This is a genomic window from Novipirellula herctigrandis, from assembly GCA_007859835.1.
GTDB classification, from domain to species: Bacteria; Planctomycetota; Planctomycetia; order Pirellulales; family Pirellulaceae; genus Novipirellula_A; species Novipirellula_A herctigrandis.
Genome location: SJPJ01000001.1, coordinates 2,504,575 through 2,524,360, shown reverse-complemented (window position 1 = coordinate 2,524,360; position 19,786 = coordinate 2,504,575). Strand labels below are relative to the sequence as shown.

General features: G+C 56.4%; 29 protein-coding genes. 9 read left to right on the top strand and 20 right to left on the bottom strand.

Going from position 1 to position 19,786, the window contains the following annotated elements; all coding sequences use genetic code 11:
* Positions 1-2 precede the first annotated feature (2 nt).
* The 8 genes from CA13_RS09405 to CA13_RS09370 all read right to left on the bottom strand — a co-directional run bounded on the left by CA13_RS09405 (position 3) and on the right by CA13_RS09370 (position 6,029).
* Complete coding sequence (locus tag CA13_RS09405; protein ID WP_146395796.1) at positions 3-248, bottom strand: hypothetical protein; 246 nt, start codon at positions 246-248, stop codon at positions 3-5.
* A gap of 147 nt (positions 249-395) precedes the next feature.
* Entirely contained in the window at positions 396-848 is a 453-nt protein-coding gene (locus CA13_RS09400; RefSeq protein ID WP_146395794.1) for a hypothetical protein, read from the bottom strand.
* Positions 845-1,654, bottom strand: a complete 810-nt coding sequence (locus CA13_RS09395) for a radical SAM protein (RefSeq protein WP_146395792.1) — start codon at positions 1,652-1,654, stop codon at positions 845-847. Before CA13_RS09395 ends, CA13_RS09400 begins: the two co-directional genes overlap by 4 nt.
* On the bottom strand, positions 1,626-2,645 hold the full coding sequence (locus CA13_RS09390) for a hypothetical protein (protein ID WP_419194121.1): 1,020 nt from the start codon (positions 2,643-2,645) through the stop codon (positions 1,626-1,628). Before CA13_RS09390 ends, CA13_RS09395 begins: the two co-directional genes overlap by 29 nt.
* Positions 2,642-3,355 (bottom strand): glycosyltransferase family 2 protein, encoded by a 714-nt coding sequence (locus CA13_RS09385; protein WP_146395788.1) that lies wholly within the window; start codon positions 3,353-3,355, stop codon positions 2,642-2,644. Before CA13_RS09385 ends, CA13_RS09390 begins: the two co-directional genes overlap by 4 nt.
* On the bottom strand, positions 3,348-4,103 hold the full coding sequence (locus CA13_RS09380; protein WP_419194120.1) for a glycosyltransferase family 2 protein: 756 nt from the start codon (positions 4,101-4,103) through the stop codon (positions 3,348-3,350). Before CA13_RS09380 ends, CA13_RS09385 begins: the two co-directional genes overlap by 8 nt.
* Before the next feature lie 5 nt (positions 4,104-4,108).
* Positions 4,109-5,443 carry a glycosyltransferase family 25 protein gene (locus CA13_RS09375; protein ID WP_146395784.1) on the bottom strand — a complete coding sequence of 445 codons (1,335 nt, stop codon included), beginning with the start codon at positions 5,441-5,443 and terminating at the stop codon, positions 4,109-4,111.
* A 13-nt stretch (positions 5,444-5,456) separates the two neighbouring features.
* Positions 5,457-6,029 (bottom strand): hypothetical protein, encoded by a 573-nt coding sequence (locus CA13_RS09370; protein WP_146395782.1) that lies wholly within the window; start codon positions 6,027-6,029, stop codon positions 5,457-5,459.
* On the opposite strand from CA13_RS09370, the gene CA13_RS09365 reads away from it, so the two are divergent.
* From CA13_RS09365 to CA13_RS09345, 5 genes are all read left to right on the top strand, one after another.
* Positions 6,021-6,314, top strand: coding sequence for a hypothetical protein (locus tag CA13_RS09365; protein WP_146395780.1), 294 nt, complete (start codon positions 6,021-6,023; stop codon positions 6,312-6,314). The two genes, CA13_RS09370 and CA13_RS09365, sit on opposite strands and share 9 nt — an antisense overlap.
* Positions 6,315-6,620 carry a hypothetical protein gene (locus tag CA13_RS09360; protein ID WP_146395778.1) on the top strand — a complete coding sequence of 102 codons (306 nt, stop codon included), beginning with the start codon at positions 6,315-6,317 and terminating at the stop codon, positions 6,618-6,620. It begins immediately after the preceding gene.
* 78 nt (positions 6,621-6,698) lie between these two features.
* Positions 6,699-7,421: a hypothetical protein gene (locus CA13_RS09355; protein WP_146395776.1), complete on the top strand. Its 723-nt coding sequence runs from the start codon at positions 6,699-6,701 to the stop codon at positions 7,419-7,421.
* Between the two features lie 27 nt (positions 7,422-7,448).
* Complete coding sequence (locus tag CA13_RS09350) at positions 7,449-7,973, top strand: hypothetical protein (protein ID WP_146395775.1); 525 nt, start codon at positions 7,449-7,451, stop codon at positions 7,971-7,973.
* A 263-nt stretch (positions 7,974-8,236) separates the two neighbouring features.
* Complete coding sequence (locus CA13_RS09345) at positions 8,237-8,767, top strand: hypothetical protein (protein WP_146395773.1); 531 nt, start codon at positions 8,237-8,239, stop codon at positions 8,765-8,767.
* Positions 8,768-8,943: 176 nt separating this feature from the next.
* Here CA13_RS09345 and CA13_RS09340 read toward each other — a convergent pair whose 3' ends face one another.
* Together CA13_RS09340 and CA13_RS09335 are read right to left on the bottom strand one after the other, a co-directional pair.
* Complete coding sequence (locus CA13_RS09340) at positions 8,944-9,735, bottom strand: hypothetical protein (protein ID WP_146395771.1); 792 nt, start codon at positions 9,733-9,735, stop codon at positions 8,944-8,946.
* Complete coding sequence (locus tag CA13_RS09335; protein WP_146395769.1) at positions 9,735-13,268, bottom strand: phage tail tape measure protein; 3,534 nt, start codon at positions 13,266-13,268, stop codon at positions 9,735-9,737. The genes CA13_RS09340 and CA13_RS09335 overlap by 1 nt, the downstream gene beginning before the upstream one ends.
* A 41-nt stretch (positions 13,269-13,309) precedes the next feature.
* On the opposite strand from CA13_RS09335, the gene CA13_RS09330 reads away from it, so the two are divergent.
* On the top strand, positions 13,310-13,510 hold the full coding sequence (locus CA13_RS09330; protein ID WP_146395766.1) for a hypothetical protein: 201 nt from the start codon (positions 13,310-13,312) through the stop codon (positions 13,508-13,510).
* Here the strand turns inward: CA13_RS09330 and CA13_RS09325 are convergent.
* Positions 13,507-14,007: a hypothetical protein gene (locus CA13_RS09325; RefSeq protein WP_146395764.1), complete on the bottom strand. Its 501-nt coding sequence runs from the start codon at positions 14,005-14,007 to the stop codon at positions 13,507-13,509. The two genes, CA13_RS09330 and CA13_RS09325, sit on opposite strands and share 4 nt — an antisense overlap.
* Positions 14,008-14,118: 111 nt before the next feature.
* Between CA13_RS09325 and CA13_RS09320 the strand changes: the two genes are divergently transcribed.
* The 3 genes from CA13_RS09320 to CA13_RS09310 all read left to right on the top strand — a co-directional run bounded on the left by CA13_RS09320 (position 14,119) and on the right by CA13_RS09310 (position 15,326).
* Positions 14,119-14,571, top strand: a complete 453-nt coding sequence (locus CA13_RS09320; protein ID WP_146395762.1) for a hypothetical protein — start codon at positions 14,119-14,121, stop codon at positions 14,569-14,571.
* A gap of 88 nt (positions 14,572-14,659) precedes the next feature.
* The gene (locus CA13_RS09315) at positions 14,660-15,013 is read left to right on the top strand and encodes a hypothetical protein (RefSeq protein ID WP_146395760.1); all 354 of its coding nucleotides are present in this window, start codon (positions 14,660-14,662) and stop codon (positions 15,011-15,013) included.
* 55 nt (positions 15,014-15,068) lie between these two features.
* On the top strand, positions 15,069-15,326 hold the full coding sequence (locus CA13_RS09310; protein ID WP_146395758.1) for a hypothetical protein: 258 nt from the start codon (positions 15,069-15,071) through the stop codon (positions 15,324-15,326).
* Between the two features lie 33 nt (positions 15,327-15,359).
* Here CA13_RS09310 and CA13_RS09305 read toward each other — a convergent pair whose 3' ends face one another.
* Genes CA13_RS09305 through CA13_RS09265 form a run of 9 tightly spaced genes read right to left on the bottom strand, consistent with a single transcriptional unit; the run spans position 15,360 to position 19,763 of the window.
* Positions 15,360-15,770: a hypothetical protein gene (locus CA13_RS09305; protein ID WP_146395756.1), complete on the bottom strand. Its 411-nt coding sequence runs from the start codon at positions 15,768-15,770 to the stop codon at positions 15,360-15,362.
* Positions 15,771-15,797: 27 nt separating this feature from the next.
* Positions 15,798-16,355, bottom strand: a complete 558-nt coding sequence (locus CA13_RS09300) for a hypothetical protein (protein ID WP_146395754.1) — start codon at positions 16,353-16,355, stop codon at positions 15,798-15,800.
* Complete coding sequence (locus tag CA13_RS09295; RefSeq protein WP_146395752.1) at positions 16,352-16,795, bottom strand: hypothetical protein; 444 nt, start codon at positions 16,793-16,795, stop codon at positions 16,352-16,354. The genes CA13_RS09300 and CA13_RS09295 overlap by 4 nt, the downstream gene beginning before the upstream one ends.
* Positions 16,792-17,163: a hypothetical protein gene (locus tag CA13_RS09290; protein WP_473087507.1), complete on the bottom strand. Its 372-nt coding sequence runs from the start codon at positions 17,161-17,163 to the stop codon at positions 16,792-16,794. Before CA13_RS09290 ends, CA13_RS09295 begins: the two co-directional genes overlap by 4 nt.
* A gap of 5 nt (positions 17,164-17,168) precedes the next feature.
* The gene (locus CA13_RS09285) at positions 17,169-17,456 is read right to left on the bottom strand and encodes a hypothetical protein (RefSeq protein WP_146395748.1); all 288 of its coding nucleotides are present in this window, start codon (positions 17,454-17,456) and stop codon (positions 17,169-17,171) included.
* Positions 17,453-18,448, bottom strand: a complete 996-nt coding sequence (locus CA13_RS09280) for a hypothetical protein (RefSeq protein ID WP_146395747.1) — start codon at positions 18,446-18,448, stop codon at positions 17,453-17,455. The genes CA13_RS09285 and CA13_RS09280 overlap by 4 nt, the downstream gene beginning before the upstream one ends.
* Entirely contained in the window at positions 18,438-19,049 is a 612-nt protein-coding gene (locus CA13_RS09275; RefSeq protein WP_146395746.1) for a hypothetical protein, read from the bottom strand. The genes CA13_RS09280 and CA13_RS09275 overlap by 11 nt, the downstream gene beginning before the upstream one ends.
* A 24-nt stretch (positions 19,050-19,073) precedes the next feature.
* A complete protein-coding gene (locus CA13_RS09270) occupies positions 19,074-19,424 on the bottom strand; it encodes a DUF2190 family protein (RefSeq protein WP_146395745.1) in 351 nt (116 codons plus the stop codon).
* A 9-nt stretch (positions 19,425-19,433) separates the two neighbouring features.
* Positions 19,434-19,763 (bottom strand): DUF2190 family protein, encoded by a 330-nt coding sequence (locus CA13_RS09265; RefSeq protein WP_146395744.1) that lies wholly within the window; start codon positions 19,761-19,763, stop codon positions 19,434-19,436.
* Positions 19,764-19,786: the final 23 nt, after the last annotated feature.

Genomic DNA, 19,786 nt, shown 5'->3' with positions numbered 1-19,786 from the left:
GCTTACCGCCGCCGAGTACCTGCGCGCTTCAGGCCTTTGGCGACGAAGTCGAACGCATCGGCCGGTTTGTAGTCTTCGAGCACGTCGAAAAAGCATGCAAGCACTCGCTTGGTCTCAGCGACATTGATTTTCACACCTTGCGTGTCAGCTTTTCTGGCAACCTGATCGTAGATGTCATTGAGCGTTGATGCTTTCTTCTTGGCAGGCGTTTTCTTGACGGCTGCTTTTGTTGCTTTCTTCTTGGCCACTTCGCGTCTCCATGTTGAAACGAAACGTTTTGTTACGAAGTGCTAGTTGTACATTCCCTTCAACAAATGGAATACCGGCGATGCAAAACGACACAAGCCAGCGTGATGCTGGCTTGTGTGTAATAAGGTTTTGCGTGACTACGAATTTCAATCGTCGTACAAGCCTGGATAGCTCGGCCAATCATCTCCCCAATCGCCGGGATGGACGACGGGATAATCCGGCATGCCAGGATAGGCTTCGCCGGGGTGACCTGGCGGCAAGTTGTCAGGAGCCGAGTAGCCGGGCGGGACGTGATAGGGATGGTCCGGCGGCAGTCGCGGCCAAACGTGAATCGGCGGCGGTGACTCGATCACAACCGGTTCTTCGGGTGGAGGCGGCCAAGGGTAGTCGTCGGGCCACCACGGCGGACGTGGGCCGGGATCGGGCGTCCCAGGCGGATAGTCGTCGGGCCACACCGGCGGTGGCGGCAACGGCAGCGGTGTAAGGACGATTGGACCGTCGTCGTCTTCGGGATCGTAGGGCGGTTCGCTTCCGGGCGGATCGAACGGCGGCACGAAAGGATACGGCGGCATTTTGGGATAGTCGGAAGGATACGTCATTGCAGGGCACTCCGTTGCAAAGGATCGGGATGGGAGAATGCGGTGCGTTTGCTGGGGCACAAGCCGCACTGCAGAATGGATTTGGTTTCGAGGAAGGTTTGCAATTCAGCGTCAGTGGCTTCGTGCGAACACGCTTGGTAGTCGCGGAACAGTTGCCACTGCGGCAAGTCCTGCAAACGCAGTTTGGATTCGAGCTTGGCGTAGTAGGCCAGTGCGGGACATTTCCAAAGCCTGCCTTCATAGAGCTGCGTGCAAGTCTTCTGCATGCAGACTTTGAATGCGGCATCCGGCCGTGAGCTGAACGGCATTGGTTTTCCGTTGACCACCTTGTATTGCCGCATCCAGCCGCGATGTGACTGTCGTATTTTGATGCAGATGCCGGGAAACTGTTCTCGCCAGCGCCAAACGAGGTGTTTGACGTCGCGGAATCGTTTGACGTATTCGTCGTGCGTTCCGTGCTGGCTGACTTCGAGTCGGCATCTCGTTTCGACGAGTACTTTCGGCAGCTCGGGAAACCGATGCAGGAAGAATCCGTTGGATACCAGCATCAAGTCGCTGTCCCAATGTTGCCTAGCGAGCTTGATATGTTCGAGAATCGCAGAGTTCAGCAATGGCTCGCCACCGAGCAACGCGAACCGAGTCGGATTCAGGCGATGCGACCACTTCTGATAGTCGGCATCGGCTTGCTCGATCGTTGGCATCGCGCCCGGCAAACGATGGTCGCTGTAGTGGCTGCATTGCTGGCACGACAAATTGCAACCGTGTGCCAAGTGGTATTCAAGTGCCGGCAAGTTGAAGCGTTGCATCAGCGTCCTCCTTGACGCGAAGGCGGAAACGTCGGGCGTTAATACCAAGCTGCAGCAGAAAGCGAGTTAGCACCAAGTGCGACGAACCGGTCTCGGTATGACTGAGCATGCGTCGATCCAATCGGTCTGGATCGTCGGACCATTGACCAGTGACAATCAATTCTGGATAGATGGCCAGAAGATTTGCGGCGAGCTGTGGTGTAAAAATCGGGCCGATGTCGTATTCGGCCGGCGGGCCGTCGCACCATTGCTGAGTTAGTTCTTGCGCCGGAGCGTTACCAGGAAACGGCAACTCCAGTGGATCCCGCCGTTGCCAGCGACAGGCGTCAAGGTGAGCCTTCGACCGACCGACGAAATGATAGATATAGGATTGCATGACGGGATTGATTGCCCATGCGGGTGAGTAGATCATGCTGACGTTGAAATCGGGCGGCAAGAATTTGATGTAGCCAGGATGGTCGTTGTAGAGCTGGTTGATAATTAGCGATTCGTCGGTGGCTTGGTCGCTGGCACCCCAAGTTGGAATCAAATGTCGGATGATGCGAGCGAACATCGGTCCATACATGTCGGTGCCATACAGATAGAGTCCTCCGTTGGGATGCAGCCAAGTGAGTGCTGGCCGCACGCCGCATCGTCGAGCCCAAATCTCGTGAGCCCGCTGTTGCCAACCGCCATTGTCGATGCGATTGTTCGCAGCCTGACGCTCGGCCACCAATCCAAACTGGTTCGCTGTCAGCAAATCAAATGGCGAAGGGCAGTCCGATCGAATCAGCATGTCGTTGTCGAGTTGCAGCACGTGTGCCGGCCCGACTTTTCGATGCACGTGATCGCAGACAAACATCTTCTGCCAGAACGGATGCACAGGTTGCAGGTGCTCTCCAATCCAAAGCAGCTCCCCACCCCATCGTTTCGCGGCAGCCTCATAGCTTTCTCGCACGTTCGGTGATGCTCGACGTGGTGGCAAGTCGAGGACTGCAATGATTCGTTTCATTTCCATACAACTTTCTCCAATCCGTGTGTGTCCAATCCGGCTTTCAAGTACTCCGGTCGTCGGCGCTGATAGCCGGGCGGGTCGACGTGTTCGTGTTTGAACGAGTGATTCAGATCGACCGCGACGTTCATACCTGCGATCTTGGCTCGCCAGAAGAAATCCCAGTGTTCTTCGACCTTGAGAGATTCATCCCAGCGGATCGCTTGCAGGATGTCGCGATAAGCAACAAAGCAATTGCCGACATAATGACACCAGCGAACTGAACGATGCTGTCTGTAGCTGCCGAATGCGATCCGCAGAGTTCTCCCGTCGACTCGTATCATTCGCGGACGCTCCTCGTTGTTACTGAGTGTGGCGAGTAAATCGAGATCGTGATGCTTGTTGAGCGTCGCGATCAAATCGGGCAATCGCGTTTGATTCGTAACGAGATGATCGTCATCGGCGAAGATGACGATCGGTGTGTCGCCAGCATCGAGCAGCCGATTGCGACCAGCGGATAGTCCGACGTCGTACTCGGTTTCAATCAGTCGATCGACCATTGCAGCTTCGTCGGGGCACACGGCCGAGAATCGCAACTCTAGTTTTCCGTCATCGAGGACGTGGATCAGCGGACGGTTTTCGCCATAGTGATCGTGAATACTGCGAACGAGTGCGGCACAGCAATGCGGGCGATGAATCGTCTTGATGCAGAAAGTGGCTTGATTACGCACGGACGATTTGACCTCCTGGATAACGCAAAGAATGGAAACCGTGTTTGCGAAGCCCCATCGCTCGGAACTTCGATCTTCCCCGCAGGTCGCGGTAGCCAGTGCCGGCAACGTGGGCATGGACGACGGAACAATCGGTCGCGACCGCAATTTGCAATTTCGAGAGATGACTCGCTCGATAGAAGAACTCCCAATGCTCGTAAGTTTTCAGGGCTTCGTCCCAACGCAGCGTCGCGATCGTTTCCTTGCGAGCGAGAAACGCGTTGCCGACCATGTCGCACCACGCGACGGTGCCAATGCGTTTCTTTTCACCGCGATGCATCCAGATGCGTTTTCCGTTCATCAGTGGCGAAAGCATCGTGGGGCGACCGCCTCCGCCTTGGCGGACGGCGAGAATGTCGAGTTCGTGCGTGGCGAAGTACTCGCAAACCCGGTCGATGTGAAAGTCCTCGGTGACCACGTGATCGTCGTCGAGCAAAAAGATGTACTCGGTCTGCGTTGCGTCGATCGCGGCGTTGCGTCCGACTCCAACACCCACGTCGTGCCGATCTAGGTTTATGACCGTGCAATGCTTGGCGGTTTCCGGATACTTCTCGCTGAAACGTAGTTCCGGTCGTCCGTCATCGACGACGACGATCGTTGGGTTAGCAATGTGCTCACGCAGCGATTCGACCAGACGATGGCAGGACCAAGGTCGGTGTATCGTCTTGATGCAGAACGTAATGTCTGATGTTGAAATACTTTTCGCCATGATGCTCACCCAAACTTCCGGAGATCAGGATTGACGTGTTCGATCGCCGACTGGATTTCCTCCTGTGTCGGCGTGATGCCCAGGAACTCGACCAAGTTGCCGATCACTTCCTCGGGATACGTCAACAACTCGGCAAACTCGATCCGAAATACCGGCACGTCGGGATGTTCCGCGATGAAGTTGTCTCGGTGGTCGCGGAGACTGCGCTGCAGAACTTCGCACTCCTCGTCGTTTGCCGCGAACCATTGGCCACGATGTTTCTCGCTACGGTTCTGAAGCGAGCGAATCGACGCTTCGATGTCTCGTTCGACGGAGACGATTCGCAGCGAATCACCCAGCCCGGCGTGAAGATGATTCACGAACCGACACAGGTGCGGATACTTCGCCCCAGCGACCGTTCTGTCGCGGTTTGCTTCCGATTTGCGGCTGACGATCCACGACTTGAGCATTTGAGTAAGTTGTTCGTCGCTGACATTCGGGTCCGTTGCCGGGAATCGCATCACCTTTTCACAAAGCTGTGCCAGTCCGACTGCCTCGCCGCCTCCGGTCGCTTCGTAGCCACCGAGTTGATTGCCCATGTGTACGCCGAGATGGTGCATGACCATCGCGACGCACGACGTACCCGCGCGGTGCGGGCCGAGGACTGCAAAGAACGGTGCGTCCGAGTGGTCCGCGTTCTTGGCGTCATTGAAGAACCGTGTTTGACTCCACTTTCGACCGCAGATGTTGGACTTCGTCGGAAGTTGTCCGACGAGCCAACGATCGGGTGTGTAAACCGCGATGGATTCCTTTTGGACGTTATTGCCTTGAACGAGTGCCTGGTAGCGACGCTGGATCAATCGACCAAGGTGATGGTCGATGTGATGCTTGGAATGCCAATCGTTCCAAGTCAAATGTCGATAGAGAGTCTTCATTGCATCACGTCCGCGCACCATGAACGCATGCGTGCGATTCACGTTGTACGGACGATAGACGTGTTCGCTGACCTTATGAGGTGGGTTCTTGCCAGCGTACAAGTGTTGGCCACCGAGATACGCCATACCCCAGTCGGCCGGCAGTTCCGCGATGAATTGTTGCAGCCGTTCGCAGAAGTCGTCGCCGAATCCCGCGTCGTCTTCAAACACAACGTAGGAGTTGATGTGTTCGAGCAGGCACTTTTCGAGAATCAGCAAGTGTGAGCGGTAGCACCCCCACGCACCGTTGCCAGCACGCCACTGCGGGGGCGTCGCGACTCGACGGCCCTCAATCGCGGCGAATCGTTCGGGTTCGGGGAACGGCCACGGCTCGGGAAGCTGACGCATCCATTCTTGCAGCCGATCATCGCGCCGATCGAGGTTCATTAGGAAGCAGCGTTCAACGATCGAATTCGTCCTCCGGATCGTCTTGGTCTGGTTCGGGTGCCCCTTCGGGGAATTTTCGCTCGTACTTGCGGATGGCAGTGCTGACGAGACTGCGGGCGACTTTTGCTGTAAACCTTCCATGGGGGAGTCCTCTTGCTTGGGCTTCTTCGAGTAGCCAATCGACGATGGTGTCAATGTTTCGGCGGCAACCTTCGGCACCCCAGTCGTTCATCGTGTCGACACGGGTTTCGCAGTTGCACGTTTCGCTGGGCTTTGCAAACCAAGCGATCATCTTCTTGAGTTCGTTGCCGGGGCCGGGCCGGTAGCTGCTCATCTTCAGCGTTGCCGGCATCAGGGCGTTGTCCGGCATGTAGTTGCGAAGCAGTGCTTCCAACTCGGTAACGTCTTGTTTGCGGCGTTTCTTGTTGACCAATGCCATGCCGATCGTGACGACGTTAATCGCGCATGGGTTGTCGTTGGTCTGGCACGCGTTGCAGGCGACTGGCGTGGTTTGCACGCGACAACCGGCGAGTTGGCAGGCAACTTCGCATTGGTTGTCGGGCGTTAAATGAGGGCAATGCATCATGCTGTCATCCCCGCTACTGCTCCATCGAATGAACCGGACGAACTGGGTGGGTCACCGGGGTCTTCACAATCGCTGTCAACCAATTCCCAGCCACACGACCAAATCCAGGTGCTGTTGCACGGTTCACTTGATCCGCTGCTGTCTTCGGAAGGCTCCTCGGTTGAATCGCTTTCGCTCGGCCGATCGGAGCCGTCGCTGCTATCGGATGCACTTTCGCTAGGACGATCAGAACCGTCGCTGGGTGGATCTGATTCGGATGTCGAGTCGTTGCTTCCGGATGGTTGATTGCTGTCGCTGCCAGATGAATCGTCGACGCTCGGATCATCGCTAGTGCTGGGGCGATCGCTGCTGGATCCTTCCGATCCCGAGTCGTTTGTCGACCGAGATGCTGAATCGGAACCCGAACCACTTGATGAAATGGGCACGCTGGTGGAGTCATCGCTTCGCGAATCGCTACCAGAATCTGAAGTGCTTGTTGATCGTGAATCCGAAGCCGATCCGCTGCCGCTATCAGATGCGGAAGCACTTACGCTGCCTGATCCTGAACCGCTGCCTGAGTCCGCTCCGCTGCCTGATGTAGAAGCACTTTGACTTCCGCTGACAGAGGCACTGTCGGAATACGATGCTGAGGCACTCGCTGAGTAGCTTTGCGAGTCCGAACTGCGGTCGATGCTTGATTCGCTTTGGGAATCGCTTCCCGACTCACTGGCCGACGGCGATGTTGATTCAGAGTGCGACTGGGATTCCGATTCAGACTCACTCGATTCAGAGTCGCTTTCGCTGCTCGCTGACGAATTCCAACTGTACGAAGGCACGCTCTCCGAGCCTGACTCACTGCGTGATTCACTTGCCGACGTGCTTGATTCGGACTGGCTCGATTCCGATGTTGATGATTCGCTGGTGGACGACTCACTCGCGGATGCGGACGATTGCAAACTGCTGATGGATGGCGTACTGGTTGATTTGCTCGATTGCGAGGCAGATGAATCGCTCGACGAACCGGAGTCGCTTGATTGCGAATCGCTCGATGACGAATCACTCGCCGTTGAACTGGACCCTGACACGCTTGGCAGACTGATCGACGCACTGGAATCACTTGATTCGCTTGTCGATGAGTCGCTGGACTGGGAATCGGACGAACTATCTGATGAATCACTCGATGCGGACGACGATCCCTCGGAGCTTGATGAACCGCTGATGCTCGGAAGACTGGTCGATGTGCTCGAGTCACTCGAATCGCTGTTGGATGAATCGCTCGATTGCGAATCCGATGAACTGCCTGACGAACCGCTCGATGCCGACGAGGAACCGTCTGAACTGGACGAACTGCTCACGCTTGGCAGGCTCGTCGATGTACTCGAATCGCTGCTGACCGACGAATCGCTCGATTGACTACTGCTGTCGCTGCTTGATGAGGACTTGGAACTATCGCTTGAATCGCTGCTACTGGATGCGGACGAACTCAGGGAGGAATCGCTGCTGTCGGATGACGACGAGTTTGACGATGAATCGCTACTCGATGAGGACTTTGATGAAGAGGACGAACTGTCGGAACTGCTGCTTGATGACGAACCACTGCTCGACGAGGAGGACGGACTGCCGGACGACGATGAAGACGATCCGCTACTCGACGAACTAGATCCAGACGAACTGCTGCTGGATGACGACAGGGAACTGCTGGAACTCGCCGACATGCTCGACGAGCTTGAACTGCTCATGCTCGAACTACTCAACAAGCCACTGCTGCTCGATGAACTTCCCGATGACGAGGATGAAGATGATGATGAGGGCGACGACGAAGAACTGCTGGATGATGAATCGCTGCTAGAGCTACTGCTGGAGCTTGAACTCGACGAACTGCTGGAGCTTGATGAACTGCTCGAACTGCTGCTTCCGTCGCAGCAACGGCACCCGATCGTCAAGTATGCCGACGTGTCTTCATGAAAGTGGCAGACGATCTGTTGGCTCGCCAGCAACGCGTAGTCGCAAACGTTGTAAACCGAGACGGCAGGGCCAATCGGTTTCCATCCGCCATCAAACCGTAGCTCGCGAGCCGTTCCCCATGACTTTGCCTTGATACGTTTCGTCGGTTTACATAGAAGCGTTTGTTTCGGCGGGTCGATCACCCAAGATCGCTGACCATCGAACTGCACTTCCAAGTATTGTTTCGGTGAATCCGCGATCGGTCCGCGAATACGCTGCGCCGAGTGATTTCGAGCGGTGATTCGTACTGTGTCGCCAGCCGCATCCGTGACCGCTTCGATCTCGCCATTTTTGTCGAGTTGGTAGAGGTCGCAATCTGCACTGCCCGTCCGCATCCCTCGACGGCCGGCGATACCTCCAATCGGAACCTCAACAAGGTAAACCGGATCCGCAGGTCGGCCGACCCGAACGACTGCCCATTGGTCGTCGAGTTGGTTGAGGTCTCGTCGCCACAGGATCTGTGCCGAGCCATCTGGCTTCGATTGCAGAATGTCACCGGCCGATTCGCCAACATCCGCAAACTTGTGCCAAGTTTTGACGACGTTGACTCGCGCCGCCACTACGCCATCGAACACCACGCGGCCGACCTTGTCTTCCGCGATCGGTTCGATGGCGACCCCAACGCGACCTGTATGTTCGTCTTCCGTCGGACGCACACACTCAATCGTCGCGTCGCGAACGAAGCGGGCCAGTTCCATCGGGCCAACGGTCGGATCAGTCAGCGGCGACTCGAAGCCGACGATTCCGCCAATTAGGACCGTCGTTGCCGACAGGTTGTGAACGCGAACGGTTGCGGCGTTTCGCAAATGCGTCCGAGGACCACCTCCGCCTGGCAGTCGATTGCGATGCGAGGCTTCCGCAGCAACGAGCAGCCGGTTGTATTCAGCGGCGGTTATCGCGAATTGATCGCCTGGTTTCACGCGTCGGGTCATCAGTTGATCCCCAACACGTTGAAGTTTCCTCCGTGATAGACCTGTTCAACGTACGCTGCCTCAGGAACCTGCAGCACACGATCACCGACCACTTTCTCGCCGTGTTTGACCCACAAGTAGTCCCAACCCTGCTTGGAGATTCCGGTGATGTTTCCAACCGTCATCGCGAACTCGTTCGGTCGAGCGGCGAAGTGGTAAGTCACGTCGACCCAGTTCTGTTCGTCTTCGCCCCCTTCCCCGCCGAGAAACAACGCTTCGCCAGGGGAGAAGATTGACCAAGGTGTCGAGTTCACTCGCCCGGTCATCGCCACCATGGCGAGCAGATATCCCGTCGAAACGAACTCAAACTTCTTGCGAACGGAGAATTCAAACGCAGGGACAGTGATGTCAACGCCGGCGACGCCAGAATCGCTGACGCCGATCGCACCGTGATAAACGGGGGCTGCGATCCCAGGCGCGGAGTAGATGCCACGAGTTTGCAGCGATTGATTCAGATGGGTTGTCGCTCCGGTCGTACTGAACGAAACCGGATCGAGCTTGGTCTTGTTGATCGTGACGCTGACCAAAGCGTGCTTCTGGTTGATGAACTCCGAGTCGATTTGCAGATACTTGATCAGTTCTTTGTGATTCGCTTTGTAGTACTGATACAAAGCACTCGCAGCGGCGGCCGGATCGACAGCCCCGCCGTTCGTTGCGACGTAGGAAGTGAAATCGGAGTGCGATTTCCCGCGGGACGCCTTTTCGGAAAGCGCCGAAACCTCGAAGTTGTATCCACCGGTGGAGAGTGACATCAGCTAAATACCAACCCTCCCGACTGTGAACGTTCAACAAGGCGTCGAGTGTTCTCAGCGGTTTGGATGATTGCCCGCTTCATGTCCTCGCTGAATTCGCCGCCAGACATCGCGGGCAGTTGCAATTGCGACGTGCTGTTTGCGATTGCAGAGTCAAACGCCGCGAGTGAACGGCCGACGGAAGCGAATGCTTCGGTAATCGCAGCGATGTCGAGTGTGGGCGAGGTTTCGAGGTCTGACGGACTGTTTGAATCCAACGTCTCGGGCTGACCGTTAGCTTCTCGCAAGTCGACCTTCACATCGCTTACCTGATCGACTGGCGTCTCGACCGATTGCGAATCGGTTTGCACCAAGACACTCGGCGGAGTTTGCGACGGCAGATTGATATTGTTGGGTTGTTGGCTGATCGCGACCGAAGGCGCATTGACCTCCGGAACGGCGATCTGGGGCGCGGTGACATCGGGAGTGCCCAACGCTGGCACGTTGACGTCGGGTGTCTGAACATCGGGCGAAGCGACAGCCGGATCACTCGCATTCACGACGACATTCAGCGCGGGCACCACGGGTGCCTCCCCCGCGATCAATTCGACGTTTGGTGCATTGACAGATTTGTCGGCGACGTCGTTGCCTGGATCGCCGATCGGCTTTGGTTCGTCACCTTGCTCGGGTTCCAACTTCAACTGCGGCGCGACGATGACTTCAACGAGATCATTCTCTGCCGCAATCGGATCGAGCTTCTTGAGTGGCTCAGGGGCCTGTTGCGGAATCGTCGACGCAACACCGCCAAGTCCCAGACCTCTCGCATCAAAATTGCCAGCAACTTCGGTGCGGTCGGTTTCCGGACCGTTTGCGAACTGGTCCATCGCCGCCTGAGCATCTGGATTCAGGTCGAGACGGAGGTCTTTCGCATTGGGTGGTTGCAGCTCGGGATCGTCGATGCCGGGCAGATCGACGCCGGGAATTTCGACTGCGCCGGGCTCAGGCATCTTGGGCGGAGCGACCGGAGGTTCCGAGGGAGCACCGTCGTCTGGCTTTGATTCAGTGTCGGAAGGGGCCGTTGAGTTGTTGGCTCGTTCCACCGCAGCATCGAACTCGGCCTGTGCGGTTGCGATTTGCTCGTCGCTTTCTTTGCTGCGATCTTCAGTCGTGGGTCGACCTGCTTCGCGTGCGGCTTTCGCTTCAGCTCGCATTTGATCGAGCGTGCGTTGCACCCCGACCGTTGTGTCGTCGATGATTTGTTGGCGATTGGACTGAGCCGCATCGTTCTCGCGGAACTGTTGTTCCTTAGAATGGTCGACGATCGCGTTCATCGCATTGGTCTCTTCGTCGATCGCTCGCATGTCAGCGTCGATATCCTGACCCTCACGAGCCTTGCGACGGGCTTCGAGTTGTGCGGCGATGCCTTTCTGTATCTCAACCCGGTTGGTCTCGACCTGCTCCTTTCGTTTCGATCGCCGGCGCTGACGCTCGATGATCGCTTGCTGGCGTTGTTGCTCTTCCGCAGCATCGGCCGCTCGAGTGTCAGCGTCAATTTTCGCCATTTCGACATCGACGTTGATGTCGTCGTCGAAGAGGCCTTTGAGTTTGATCCACGCTTTCTTGAGGAATCCGACTGTCGAATTCCACATCGACTTCACTTGACCGACGAACACGGTCCATGTGTCAGCAAGGTAATCAACGGTTTCGACCCACGCGTTCTCAACGCCAGCCAATGCATTGATGAGCACTCCGCCAATCTGCACCGATACGTCGCCCGCGATGTCAACGAGTTCGTGGAGTTTGAGAAATCCCTTCTTGAGGAACCCGATCGTGTTGTTCCAGCCTTTTTGAACGGCCGAGGTGAGGATCGTCCAACCATCAGCCATGAAACCGAGCGTGCTGTTCCACACGCCGGCGAGCCCGGACAAGGCACCAATCAAAACATCCCCGATCGCATAGGCGGAATCAGCCCACACGTCAGAGATATATTGAGTGAAGTCGGCCCAGAGGCCTTTGATGTAGGTCGTCCCTTTGACCCACTGGAGTTTCAAGTACGTCCACAACACATCGGTCGCGGCAGTGATTTCACCAGCGGCGAGTGCATTGGCGATCGCACCAAATGCGGCGAGAGTATCCGCTTTGAGTGTTTCAAAGACGCCCTTCAGGTATTCGACTGCCTGGCCGGCGATCCCGGTCGAATAGAGAAAGTAGCCACCGAGCGCGGCGACGGCTGCAACAACGAGGCCCAGCGGCGTGAAGAGAAGTCCGACGGCAGAGACGATCACGCCTATCGACGCACCAATGAATGAAAAGATCGACGCGAGTCCGCCGACTGCGAACGATGCTACAGCAGCGAACGAACCAAGAGCGAACAATGCTGCGCCGATCGTGAAGATGGCTACGGCGCTCGCAGCAGCAATCTTGACGATCTTTTGGTTCTTGTTGATCCACTCGATCACCCCCGACGCCGCCCGACTGAAGGCTTGCACCATCATCGTGACGCTGCCTTCGAGTGATTCACCGATGGCGATCGCGACTCCCTCGATGGATGATTTCAGGATTCGGAACGCTCCGCCGAGTCCGCCTTCCATTTCTTCAGCCGTCTTGCCGGCGATCCCGCCTGCCTTTTGCAATTCGGAATACAACTCGCGGGTATCGGCAACGCTCTTGCCGATCGAACTGGCCGCGGTGATGCCGAGCAGTCCGAAAACTTCGTTCAGCTTTTCGGCTTTCTCTGCCGTGCCCATCTTTGCGGTCGCTGCAGCGACTTCGCCAAGAATGTCGACAAGCGATCGAGCGTTGCCCTTTGCGTCCTTGGTCGTGACACCGAACGTGGTTTTGAACTTCTCGGATTCGGCGGCACTGATCGTCAACAGGCGACGCATCGCATTACCGGCTGACGATCCCTGAATGCCCATGTTTCCGAGTGTGCCGAGGATCGCGAGCGTCTCTTCGAGACTCATGTTCGCGTCAGCAGCGACGGGGCCGGCGTAGCTGAGTGCCTCGCTGAGAGACTCCACCGTATTGAACGACTTGTTCGCCGCGGCTGTCAGTCCGTCAGCAACTCGAGTCGCTTCGCCGGCTTCCATACCAAACTGGCGGATTGTCGCTGCCATGATTCCCGAGGCTTGCGTGGCATCGGTGCCTGTTGCGCGGGCCATGTTCATCACGGCGGCCGTCATCTTTTCGATCTGCTCGGGTTTGAAGCCGGCGCGACCGAGTTCGGTCATCAGAGACGCGACTTCACTGGCCGAGTAACTTGTAGTTGCTCCGAGTTTCTTCGCAGTCGCTCGGAGCGACTCGAGTTGCGAGCCCGTCGATTGCGTGATCGCGGCGACGCCGCGCATGGCGTCGTCGAAGTTGGAGAAGATGGCGACGCTGCCGGCCAGTGGTGCTGCAGCGGCCGCGCCGAGTCCCATCAGTTTGGTGCCAAGCAACCGCGTCGACGCACCGAACGATTCCAATCGCTTCTGAGCCGATCGCAGACCCTTTACGAACGCTGCATCCTTGGTCAGCAGTTCGACGTAGGCGAATCCGGCTCGGACTTGGGACATGGAGAATCGTTCTCACGGGGTTGGAATCGTGTGCCAAGCAGATGGGCGACTTGTTCAACAGTGGCTTTCACCGGAACGGACCGCGTGACCGTGTAGGGATTGAAGTCGTCAGGCTTGAACGGTTTCCGGCGACGCTTGCGATCACGGTTGATTTCGGCGGTCAGTGCCATCACGCTGCTGGCGATGTGCCAATCGTGCTGGCGTTTCGCTTCCGCCATTTGGACGAGTTGACGGAGTGTTAGTGGTCCGGGGTCGACTCCGATGATGCCGGCGAGTCGGATGATGAGTCGCTCAATGTCGGCACCGCGAGTTTGCGTTCTAGGTCCTCCACAATCCGGTCCACCAGATTCGGATCGTCCAGCCGTTTCTCGATCGCCGCCAAGCCGCGCGTCTCGATCATCTTCTGTTTGTCGGCCGCCTTCCGCAGAAGACGGCGGCGGGACTCCGGGAAGTACGCGACCAACGCATCGACCAATGCCTTGCATGCTTCGTCAATCGAGTCGCCGGCCAGCCCCTCGGCAAACGACTCGTCGTCAACGTCCTGCTGGTCGGCTTGCGGCTTGCAAATCGCGAACAACACATCGCCCAGCAACAATGGGTCGCTCGACAACCGAGTGACCAAATCGCCGTCGATCGCGTCCAGCAATCGCACGTCGGTGAGTGCCTTCACGCGGCGAAGCGTGGTGTTGTCGATGTCAACGATCCAAACGCGACCCCGACGATCAATGAATTTCTGCATGGGAATTTTATCCTCGAATGGTGACGAGATACAATTTGTCCTGGGCCACTGCGGCTATCACCGTTTTCTCGCAGAATCGCTTGTTTCTGCTCGATATTGGATTGAAGTGACTTGATATACATCAACGGACTGCTCGTTCCGAAACTTCTGATTGAACTGATCGCTCAGGGACGCTGGCGGCATCCTGGTGACGACGTGCTACGAAAAGTTGTTCCACCCCTCTATGAACCGACTTACGATCCGGTGGACTTTCTTTCTTTGGATCGCATGGAACAGGACTCTCGTGCAAACGCTTTCGACCAACAGATGATGGAAACTTTTAAAGAGCGAGCTGGTTCCGTTGAAGATGCGCCAGACTTGCCATGGATTGACATTGAGAAACGCATCTTTATCGCTGTGTGCGCCGTCCCTGGGGCCGATGTTGGAATTGCACTGGACTATCGACCGTCTTTGGATTCGCCGCGAGTCGTCGCTCTTTGCTATTCTGGAGACCCAGGCGGTGAGTTTTACTGGACTCTGGTTTGCAATTCGTTTGGCACATTCGCCCAGGATTGCGGACTCTAGAATTTCGATGCATTAATGGTTCAGGCATCAACCACGTTTCGGGGCTGGAGAAAAGGATCGTTCTATTGATCGTTCATCTAGGAAAAGCATGACTACATCGCCAATTCAGTGCTTTCAAATCGGCTCAGAAATGAGCGTCGAGATTTTTGTTTTCGTTGTGCTAGGCACCTACTCCGGCACCGTTGAGAATTCCGGAGCGTCCATTAATCATGGTCTTGGTCACAAAGCGTTAGATGGAGATCTATGCGTAGAAGACAATGACGGGACGATGATCTCGTATCGCATCCCAGACATGTCGGGGACTCTTGGTACTTTCGTACTCGGTGAAAAATCGTTCCGATTAGATGACGGCAAGTGCTTCGTCTTAACCCCTGACTATGAAGCAGAACAGCTGCCATTTCATACGAGAGAAGAGGCGTTGGCTTACCTTTTGAACCGCTAGCCGCAGACTCTCAAACCAAACTTGTTCGGCGTACTATCAAATCCAAAGTTGCAACATGACTGAGCGGTTCGACGTAACTGAATATGCATTTTGCAAGTTCCTTGCGCGGGTTCGCACTGGACGGTTCGATGCCGATGATTGGCAGACATTCGCAGAAACGGAGTATGTGGGCTATCCCCACATCGAATCGGCGAGGAAACGTCTAGTTCAGACTGCAGGATGGATGGGCCAATCGAAAGAGTGTTTGGTTCCGCCTGGGTTGCCTGAGGCAGCACAAGAAATTTTGGTGTCGTTGGATCCAAACTATGGGTAAAACTGACAATTTGGGTCAGGGAGTTTCCTCTGGTTAAGCCCCGCTTCCCACATTCATGCCACCGCCGGACGACGACTGGGTTGGTTTGAGCGTGACGTCGGCCGAGACGACTTCTTCGAGGTTTTGATTGACATTGAAGTTCATGACTTCGCACGTCAGCGTCAGCGAACCACCAGCATCTGAAATGCCAACGTCCGTCGGCGTTCCGCTGCTCCAAAGTCCCTGCAGCATCCCGAACGAGGTGTCGCCGTTCTTATTGAGCACCGTGAACTCGATTGAGGCATCTTTCAGAGTTCCGACTGTGGCTCGCCATCCGTTGTTGTCACGAGTCGATGCGTCGGCTTCGGCCTTTTCGAGATTGACCGTCAAGTCCTTGACGTTCTTGATCTCGGCCCCGTCGATGGTCAGGACGGCATCGAGACCGAGTTTCACTTCTGCTGACATGTTTCGATTCCATCCTGGGTCGAGAGACTATTTCACCGAGTCGCGCCAGAACTTTGGCAGGCGAGCTTGGTTGGCGATGAGGGCTGGTTTCATGAACGGGCGAGCGGGATAGCGTCGCGGCTTGCTGGCTCCACGTCGTTCGTTTTCTTCTTCGATCAGTCGTGTGGCTCGGTTGGCTTGAGCGACGGTCAGCAACTTGATGCGGGCAAATTTGCCCGGCTGTTTCGCACGGATCGGCCCGTGCTCGCCAACGCGGAACCTATGTCGTTTCAGTTTGCGTCGCTTGGTAACAACGCCACCGAATTCGTGCAGGTTCCACAACCGGCCAGCAATTTCGTTCACTGGACCGATGACGGTTTGTTCGCGTTCGCGGTCCACTTCATAGCGGAGCACGCGACGCAGCATTCCGGTCGGCGAACTGGGCGCAGATCCGGGGTTGGATGGTTTCTTGCGTTTGCGGATGGATCGTTTTGCGGTCGTCCGGATGGTGCCGGCAGCATGATTCATGCTTTTGAAAGTCGCTTGGTTGACCTTCTTTTTCAGTTGGCCCGGCGTGAAATGCACGCGAGCCCGAATGTGCATCATTTCGCTAGCTCAAACGTCAACGAAAGCAGGCTCGTGAATTGATTGAACTGGGTCCAATGCTCCGAGGAGTACAGGACGGAGTTTTCGACTTTGATACAGCGGGCTGCCACGAACGAATTGAGTCGTTTGAGCCGGAAGTAGTCGGCCAGTTCTTCGACAAAGAACACCAGCGGGTCGATCTCTTTCGCATCGCCCTTGCTGAACTTCTTCTGGACCGCGACGTCGATTGTCGCGTGATACTTGTTCGACGCACGATCGAGCGGCAGGTATTCAACCTCGCGAGGTACCACGGTGACTCGCAGTTCCTTCATGTCTTCGAGATCGAAGTTGGGGACGTAGAGTCGCTGCGCGGAGAGATTCGTCTTGCTGAAGTCGCCTGCGTTGATTTCCGCGACGATGCTTTCGGCAATTTGAATGACGGTTGCAGGCGTTGCTGTCATGTGATCGTGTCAACCAGTTTGGTGTGGATGCGGAGTTTGACGCGGAAAGGGTCGCTGTAACGCCATGGAGGCTCATTCCCGATCGACATCAGCTCGTAAACGAAGGTCGTGTCGCCGTCCGTTTCGAGAATGCGATCGCCGCGGCGGGGCCAGGTGCCGATATCCGATGTCAGTAGATCTTTGGTATTGATCAGGAAGTCACGGACTTGGGCACGCGTGATGACACCTTCGCCGTCATCCTGTTCGTATTCCGACTTACCGATTGTGGCCGGCAGTTCAACCGAGAGTTCATCACGCTGGTAGATGACCGCCCGCGAGGCGAACTGGGTCAGCTTGGCGGAAAGCCACGACTGACCTCGTTGCAACATGTCGCTCACGATTTGCGTGGCTTCGGTGCTGATGTCGTTTTCGACTGAAACAGGGCGGTCGCCTTCTCGCCAAGCTCTTCACGCCAGGCTTCGTCGGCTCGCCGTTGATATTCGTCAGCGATCGCTTCCGCTTCTTCGCTGAGTTGTTGTTGCCGAAAGTTCGCCGGCCGCGTAAACGACTGCACGAAGTTCGGGTTGGATGAGTCACGGTCTCGCTTCTTCGCCGGCAGAATGGCGACGGCAACCAGGACCAGGACGACGACAGTTGCAATTCCAAGAATCATAAGTTTCACAGGCCTCGTTTAATGAGAATGAATCCGAGCAACAGAACCGCAACGAAGATCAACGCGAGGGTGGCCATCTCACCAGCCCCCGCCCAAATCAACGCGTTGCGCCCACCAGAGTCTCGGTCGAAGAGTCGATCGCGATCTCCGTCATGATCCCGATCGAAAGGCCGCCATCTATTGTCGGCTGGTTCAATCGGGCAATAACCATCGGGGCAATCCTCGGACGAGAGCTGCAGCGTTGGTGAGATCGCAGCGTCCCAGGAATACCCTCGCGTCTTTAGTGCACCAGTCTTCTGGGCTTGGCGTGTTTGTTGATAGAGCTCGTAGCCGTGTCGCAGGTCGTCGTAGAGTTCACGAGCAGTTGATGGCAACATGGTGTGACCCGCCGCGTGGACATGCCCGCCGGTTGAGTCCTGGAAAAGCACGACAGGGAATTGGTCTGCCGGCACGATGTCTGCGTATCGTGTTCGGTAAAGCGCGTTTGATTCGGTGTAAACTTGAAATGCGCACTTTGCTTTCAACTTCACCAGATTTGGGTCCGTATTGAACCAATCAAGCAAACGTTGGCTAATGGCGTCGCTGCCGACAAACAATGCAATTTGATAACGCTTCTTTGCTTGTTCGGCTGGCGTTGCCGGTCGCGTGCTGCTCGTCGACGCGGGAGTGACGATTATCGGTGCTGGAATTGTTGGGCCTGTAGGCACGATACGATACGGCTGCACCGTTGGAATCGCATTCGGTGGACACGGCGGACAGTAGCCAGACTGTTGTTTCAGTTCGCCTTGTGCTTCCAAATTGACGTGCGAGGGTTGCGGTAGTTGTTGGATTCGCGTTCCAACCTCGTTGATGGGTCTTGCCGCCGGCAATCGCCAAGATTCGTTCGTGTCGGCTGCGGGAGTTCGGTGCAAGGCCGTGAACACTGCTCCGAGCATCACTGCATGTAGTACAGCGACCACAATTAGACCGACGCTAAGCCGGATCCGGATTTCATCTTTCATCAATGACCTCATAACTTCGATAGGGCAAGGAACTGGCCGGGTCTTCCATCACCGTCAGGGCGAACCCGCCGTAGCCAGCCCAGAGACGCACGAATTGTTCGCGTGGCGTGAGTTCAAACCGGCCGGGATAGTTGTTGTCGAGAATCGCTGCGTATTGCCGACCGTCGCGATTCACCCAGCCGACAAAAGTGCAACAATGGGCCGGCTTCCACCACAGGATTGCACCGCGCCGAGTCGCCGTCGCCCAATCCAGAAATCGCGGGTCGGCTTTGGTCGTATAGCTGTAGTCGATGTCAGCCGCGTCGAGTCGGTTTCGCAAACGAGAGTCCCACTCGCCATCGCTGTAGGTCGCACGCCAACGTTCGCCGAGTTCAAACTCGTTGAGCCAACGCAGGTGATTCACAAGCGAGGCATGAACACAGCTGCCTTGATTGAGACGTCCCGTCCAATTTCGTTGATGTAACGGGGTGGGAAGATTGGCGATCGGTTGTTCGGGCGGTGGTGCCGGCAGCGAGCGGACTTGAACGTCGCCCTCCGGCAAACAGCCCGTGCAAATCAGTAGCAAGCATGCGACGCCAAGCGTGCGCAGTTTCGCTTTCATGCGAGGACCTTGTGTTAGGTGTGATTACTGAGTCAGTTTGACTTTGACGGTCAGCGAACTCGGTGGCGCGTCCTCCACCGCGATGCCGATCAACGAGTGCTGGTACTGGTTCTTGATGACGTGGTGACTGATCTTGGACCAGTAAAGAATGGTGCCAGCAGGAATGTTGGTCGTTGGGTCTTTGACAACGTCGAAGACGCCGGCGACGGTGATGCTGCCGCGAGACTTGGGACAGATGCCGAACTTGGCAACGCCAACCAGCTTGCCGAGAACAACGACGCTGCCGGCGGTGATTTCATAGTCGGTGACGATCGGAATGGTCACACCCTCGTGGACGTGGACCGCACCGACGGCCGCGATAATGGGGTTGTTCACGGTGGGTCATCACTGGCTCAAGCGAACGCGAACGAAGTTGTCGGTCGGTTCGGCATCGGAGACAACTTTTCCGAGGTAGACCGAACCGTCGGGCACTTCGGTGACGATGCCGTCGACGGTCGCGTACACCATCTGGCCGGCGGTGTAGGTTTCCGCGTCCGCGGGGTCTTTGGGAATATCGAACACTCCCTCGACCGCGATCGAACCGAGCGCGTCGGCCTTCAAGTCGCGTTTGGTGATGCCGACCAGGTCGCCTTGGATGACGATCGAGCCGACAGGGACGTCGACGTCGGGTGTGAAGTCAACTTGTTTGCCATCGTGAATGAATTGAGCTTGCATAGGAGTTGTCAGGCTAGAGGCGG

Excerpts from the sequence above, each read along its gene's own strand:
- CA13_RS09400 (WP_146395794.1), bottom strand. The coding sequence starts at position 848 with ATGACGTATCCTTCCGACTATCCCAAAATGCCGCCGTATCCTTTCGTG.
- CA13_RS09395 (WP_146395792.1), bottom strand. The coding sequence starts at position 1,654 with ATGCAACGCTTCAACTTGCCGGCACTTGAATACCACTTGGCACACGGT.
- CA13_RS09390 (WP_419194121.1), bottom strand. The coding sequence starts at position 2,645 with ATGAAACGAATCATTGCAGTCCTCGACTTGCCACCACGTCGAGCATCA.
- CA13_RS09380 (WP_419194120.1), bottom strand. The coding sequence starts at position 4,103 with ATGGCGAAAAGTATTTCAACATCAGACATTACGTTCTGCATCAAGACG.
- CA13_RS09375 (WP_146395784.1), bottom strand. The coding sequence starts at position 5,443 with ATGAACCTCGATCGGCGCGATGATCGGCTGCAAGAATGGATGCGTCAG.
- CA13_RS09365 (WP_146395780.1), top strand. The coding sequence starts at position 6,021 with ATGCATCATGCTGTCATCCCCGCTACTGCTCCATCGAATGAACCGGAC.
- CA13_RS09370 (WP_146395782.1), bottom strand. The coding sequence starts at position 6,029 with ATGATGCATTGCCCTCATTTAACGCCCGACAACCAATGCGAAGTTGCC.
- CA13_RS09355 (WP_146395776.1), top strand. The coding sequence starts at position 6,699 with ATGCTTGATTCGCTTTGGGAATCGCTTCCCGACTCACTGGCCGACGGC.
- CA13_RS09340 (WP_146395771.1), bottom strand. The coding sequence starts at position 9,735 with ATGTCACTCTCCACCGGTGGATACAACTTCGAGGTTTCGGCGCTTTCC.
- CA13_RS09335 (WP_146395769.1), bottom strand. The coding sequence starts at position 13,268 with ATGTCCCAAGTCCGAGCCGGATTCGCCTACGTCGAACTGCTGACCAAG.
- CA13_RS09330 (WP_146395766.1), top strand. The coding sequence starts at position 13,310 with ATGGGCGACTTGTTCAACAGTGGCTTTCACCGGAACGGACCGCGTGAC.
- CA13_RS09325 (WP_146395764.1), bottom strand. The coding sequence starts at position 14,007 with ATGCAGAAATTCATTGATCGTCGGGGTCGCGTTTGGATCGTTGACATC.
- CA13_RS09315 (WP_146395760.1), top strand. The coding sequence starts at position 14,660 with ATGACTACATCGCCAATTCAGTGCTTTCAAATCGGCTCAGAAATGAGC.
- CA13_RS09310 (WP_146395758.1), top strand. The coding sequence starts at position 15,069 with ATGACTGAGCGGTTCGACGTAACTGAATATGCATTTTGCAAGTTCCTT.
- CA13_RS09305 (WP_146395756.1), bottom strand. The coding sequence starts at position 15,770 with ATGTCAGCAGAAGTGAAACTCGGTCTCGATGCCGTCCTGACCATCGAC.
- CA13_RS09300 (WP_146395754.1), bottom strand. The coding sequence starts at position 16,355 with ATGATGCACATTCGGGCTCGCGTGCATTTCACGCCGGGCCAACTGAAA.
- CA13_RS09295 (WP_146395752.1), bottom strand. The coding sequence starts at position 16,795 with ATGACAGCAACGCCTGCAACCGTCATTCAAATTGCCGAAAGCATCGTC.
- CA13_RS09290 (WP_473087507.1), bottom strand. The coding sequence starts at position 17,163 with ATGTTGCAACGAGGTCAGTCGTGGCTTTCCGCCAAGCTGACCCAGTTC.
- CA13_RS09280 (WP_146395747.1), bottom strand. The coding sequence starts at position 18,448 with ATGAAAGATGAAATCCGGATCCGGCTTAGCGTCGGTCTAATTGTGGTC.
- CA13_RS09275 (WP_146395746.1), bottom strand. The coding sequence starts at position 19,049 with ATGAAAGCGAAACTGCGCACGCTTGGCGTCGCATGCTTGCTACTGATT.
- CA13_RS09265 (WP_146395744.1), bottom strand. The coding sequence starts at position 19,763 with ATGCAAGCTCAATTCATTCACGATGGCAAACAAGTTGACTTCACACCC.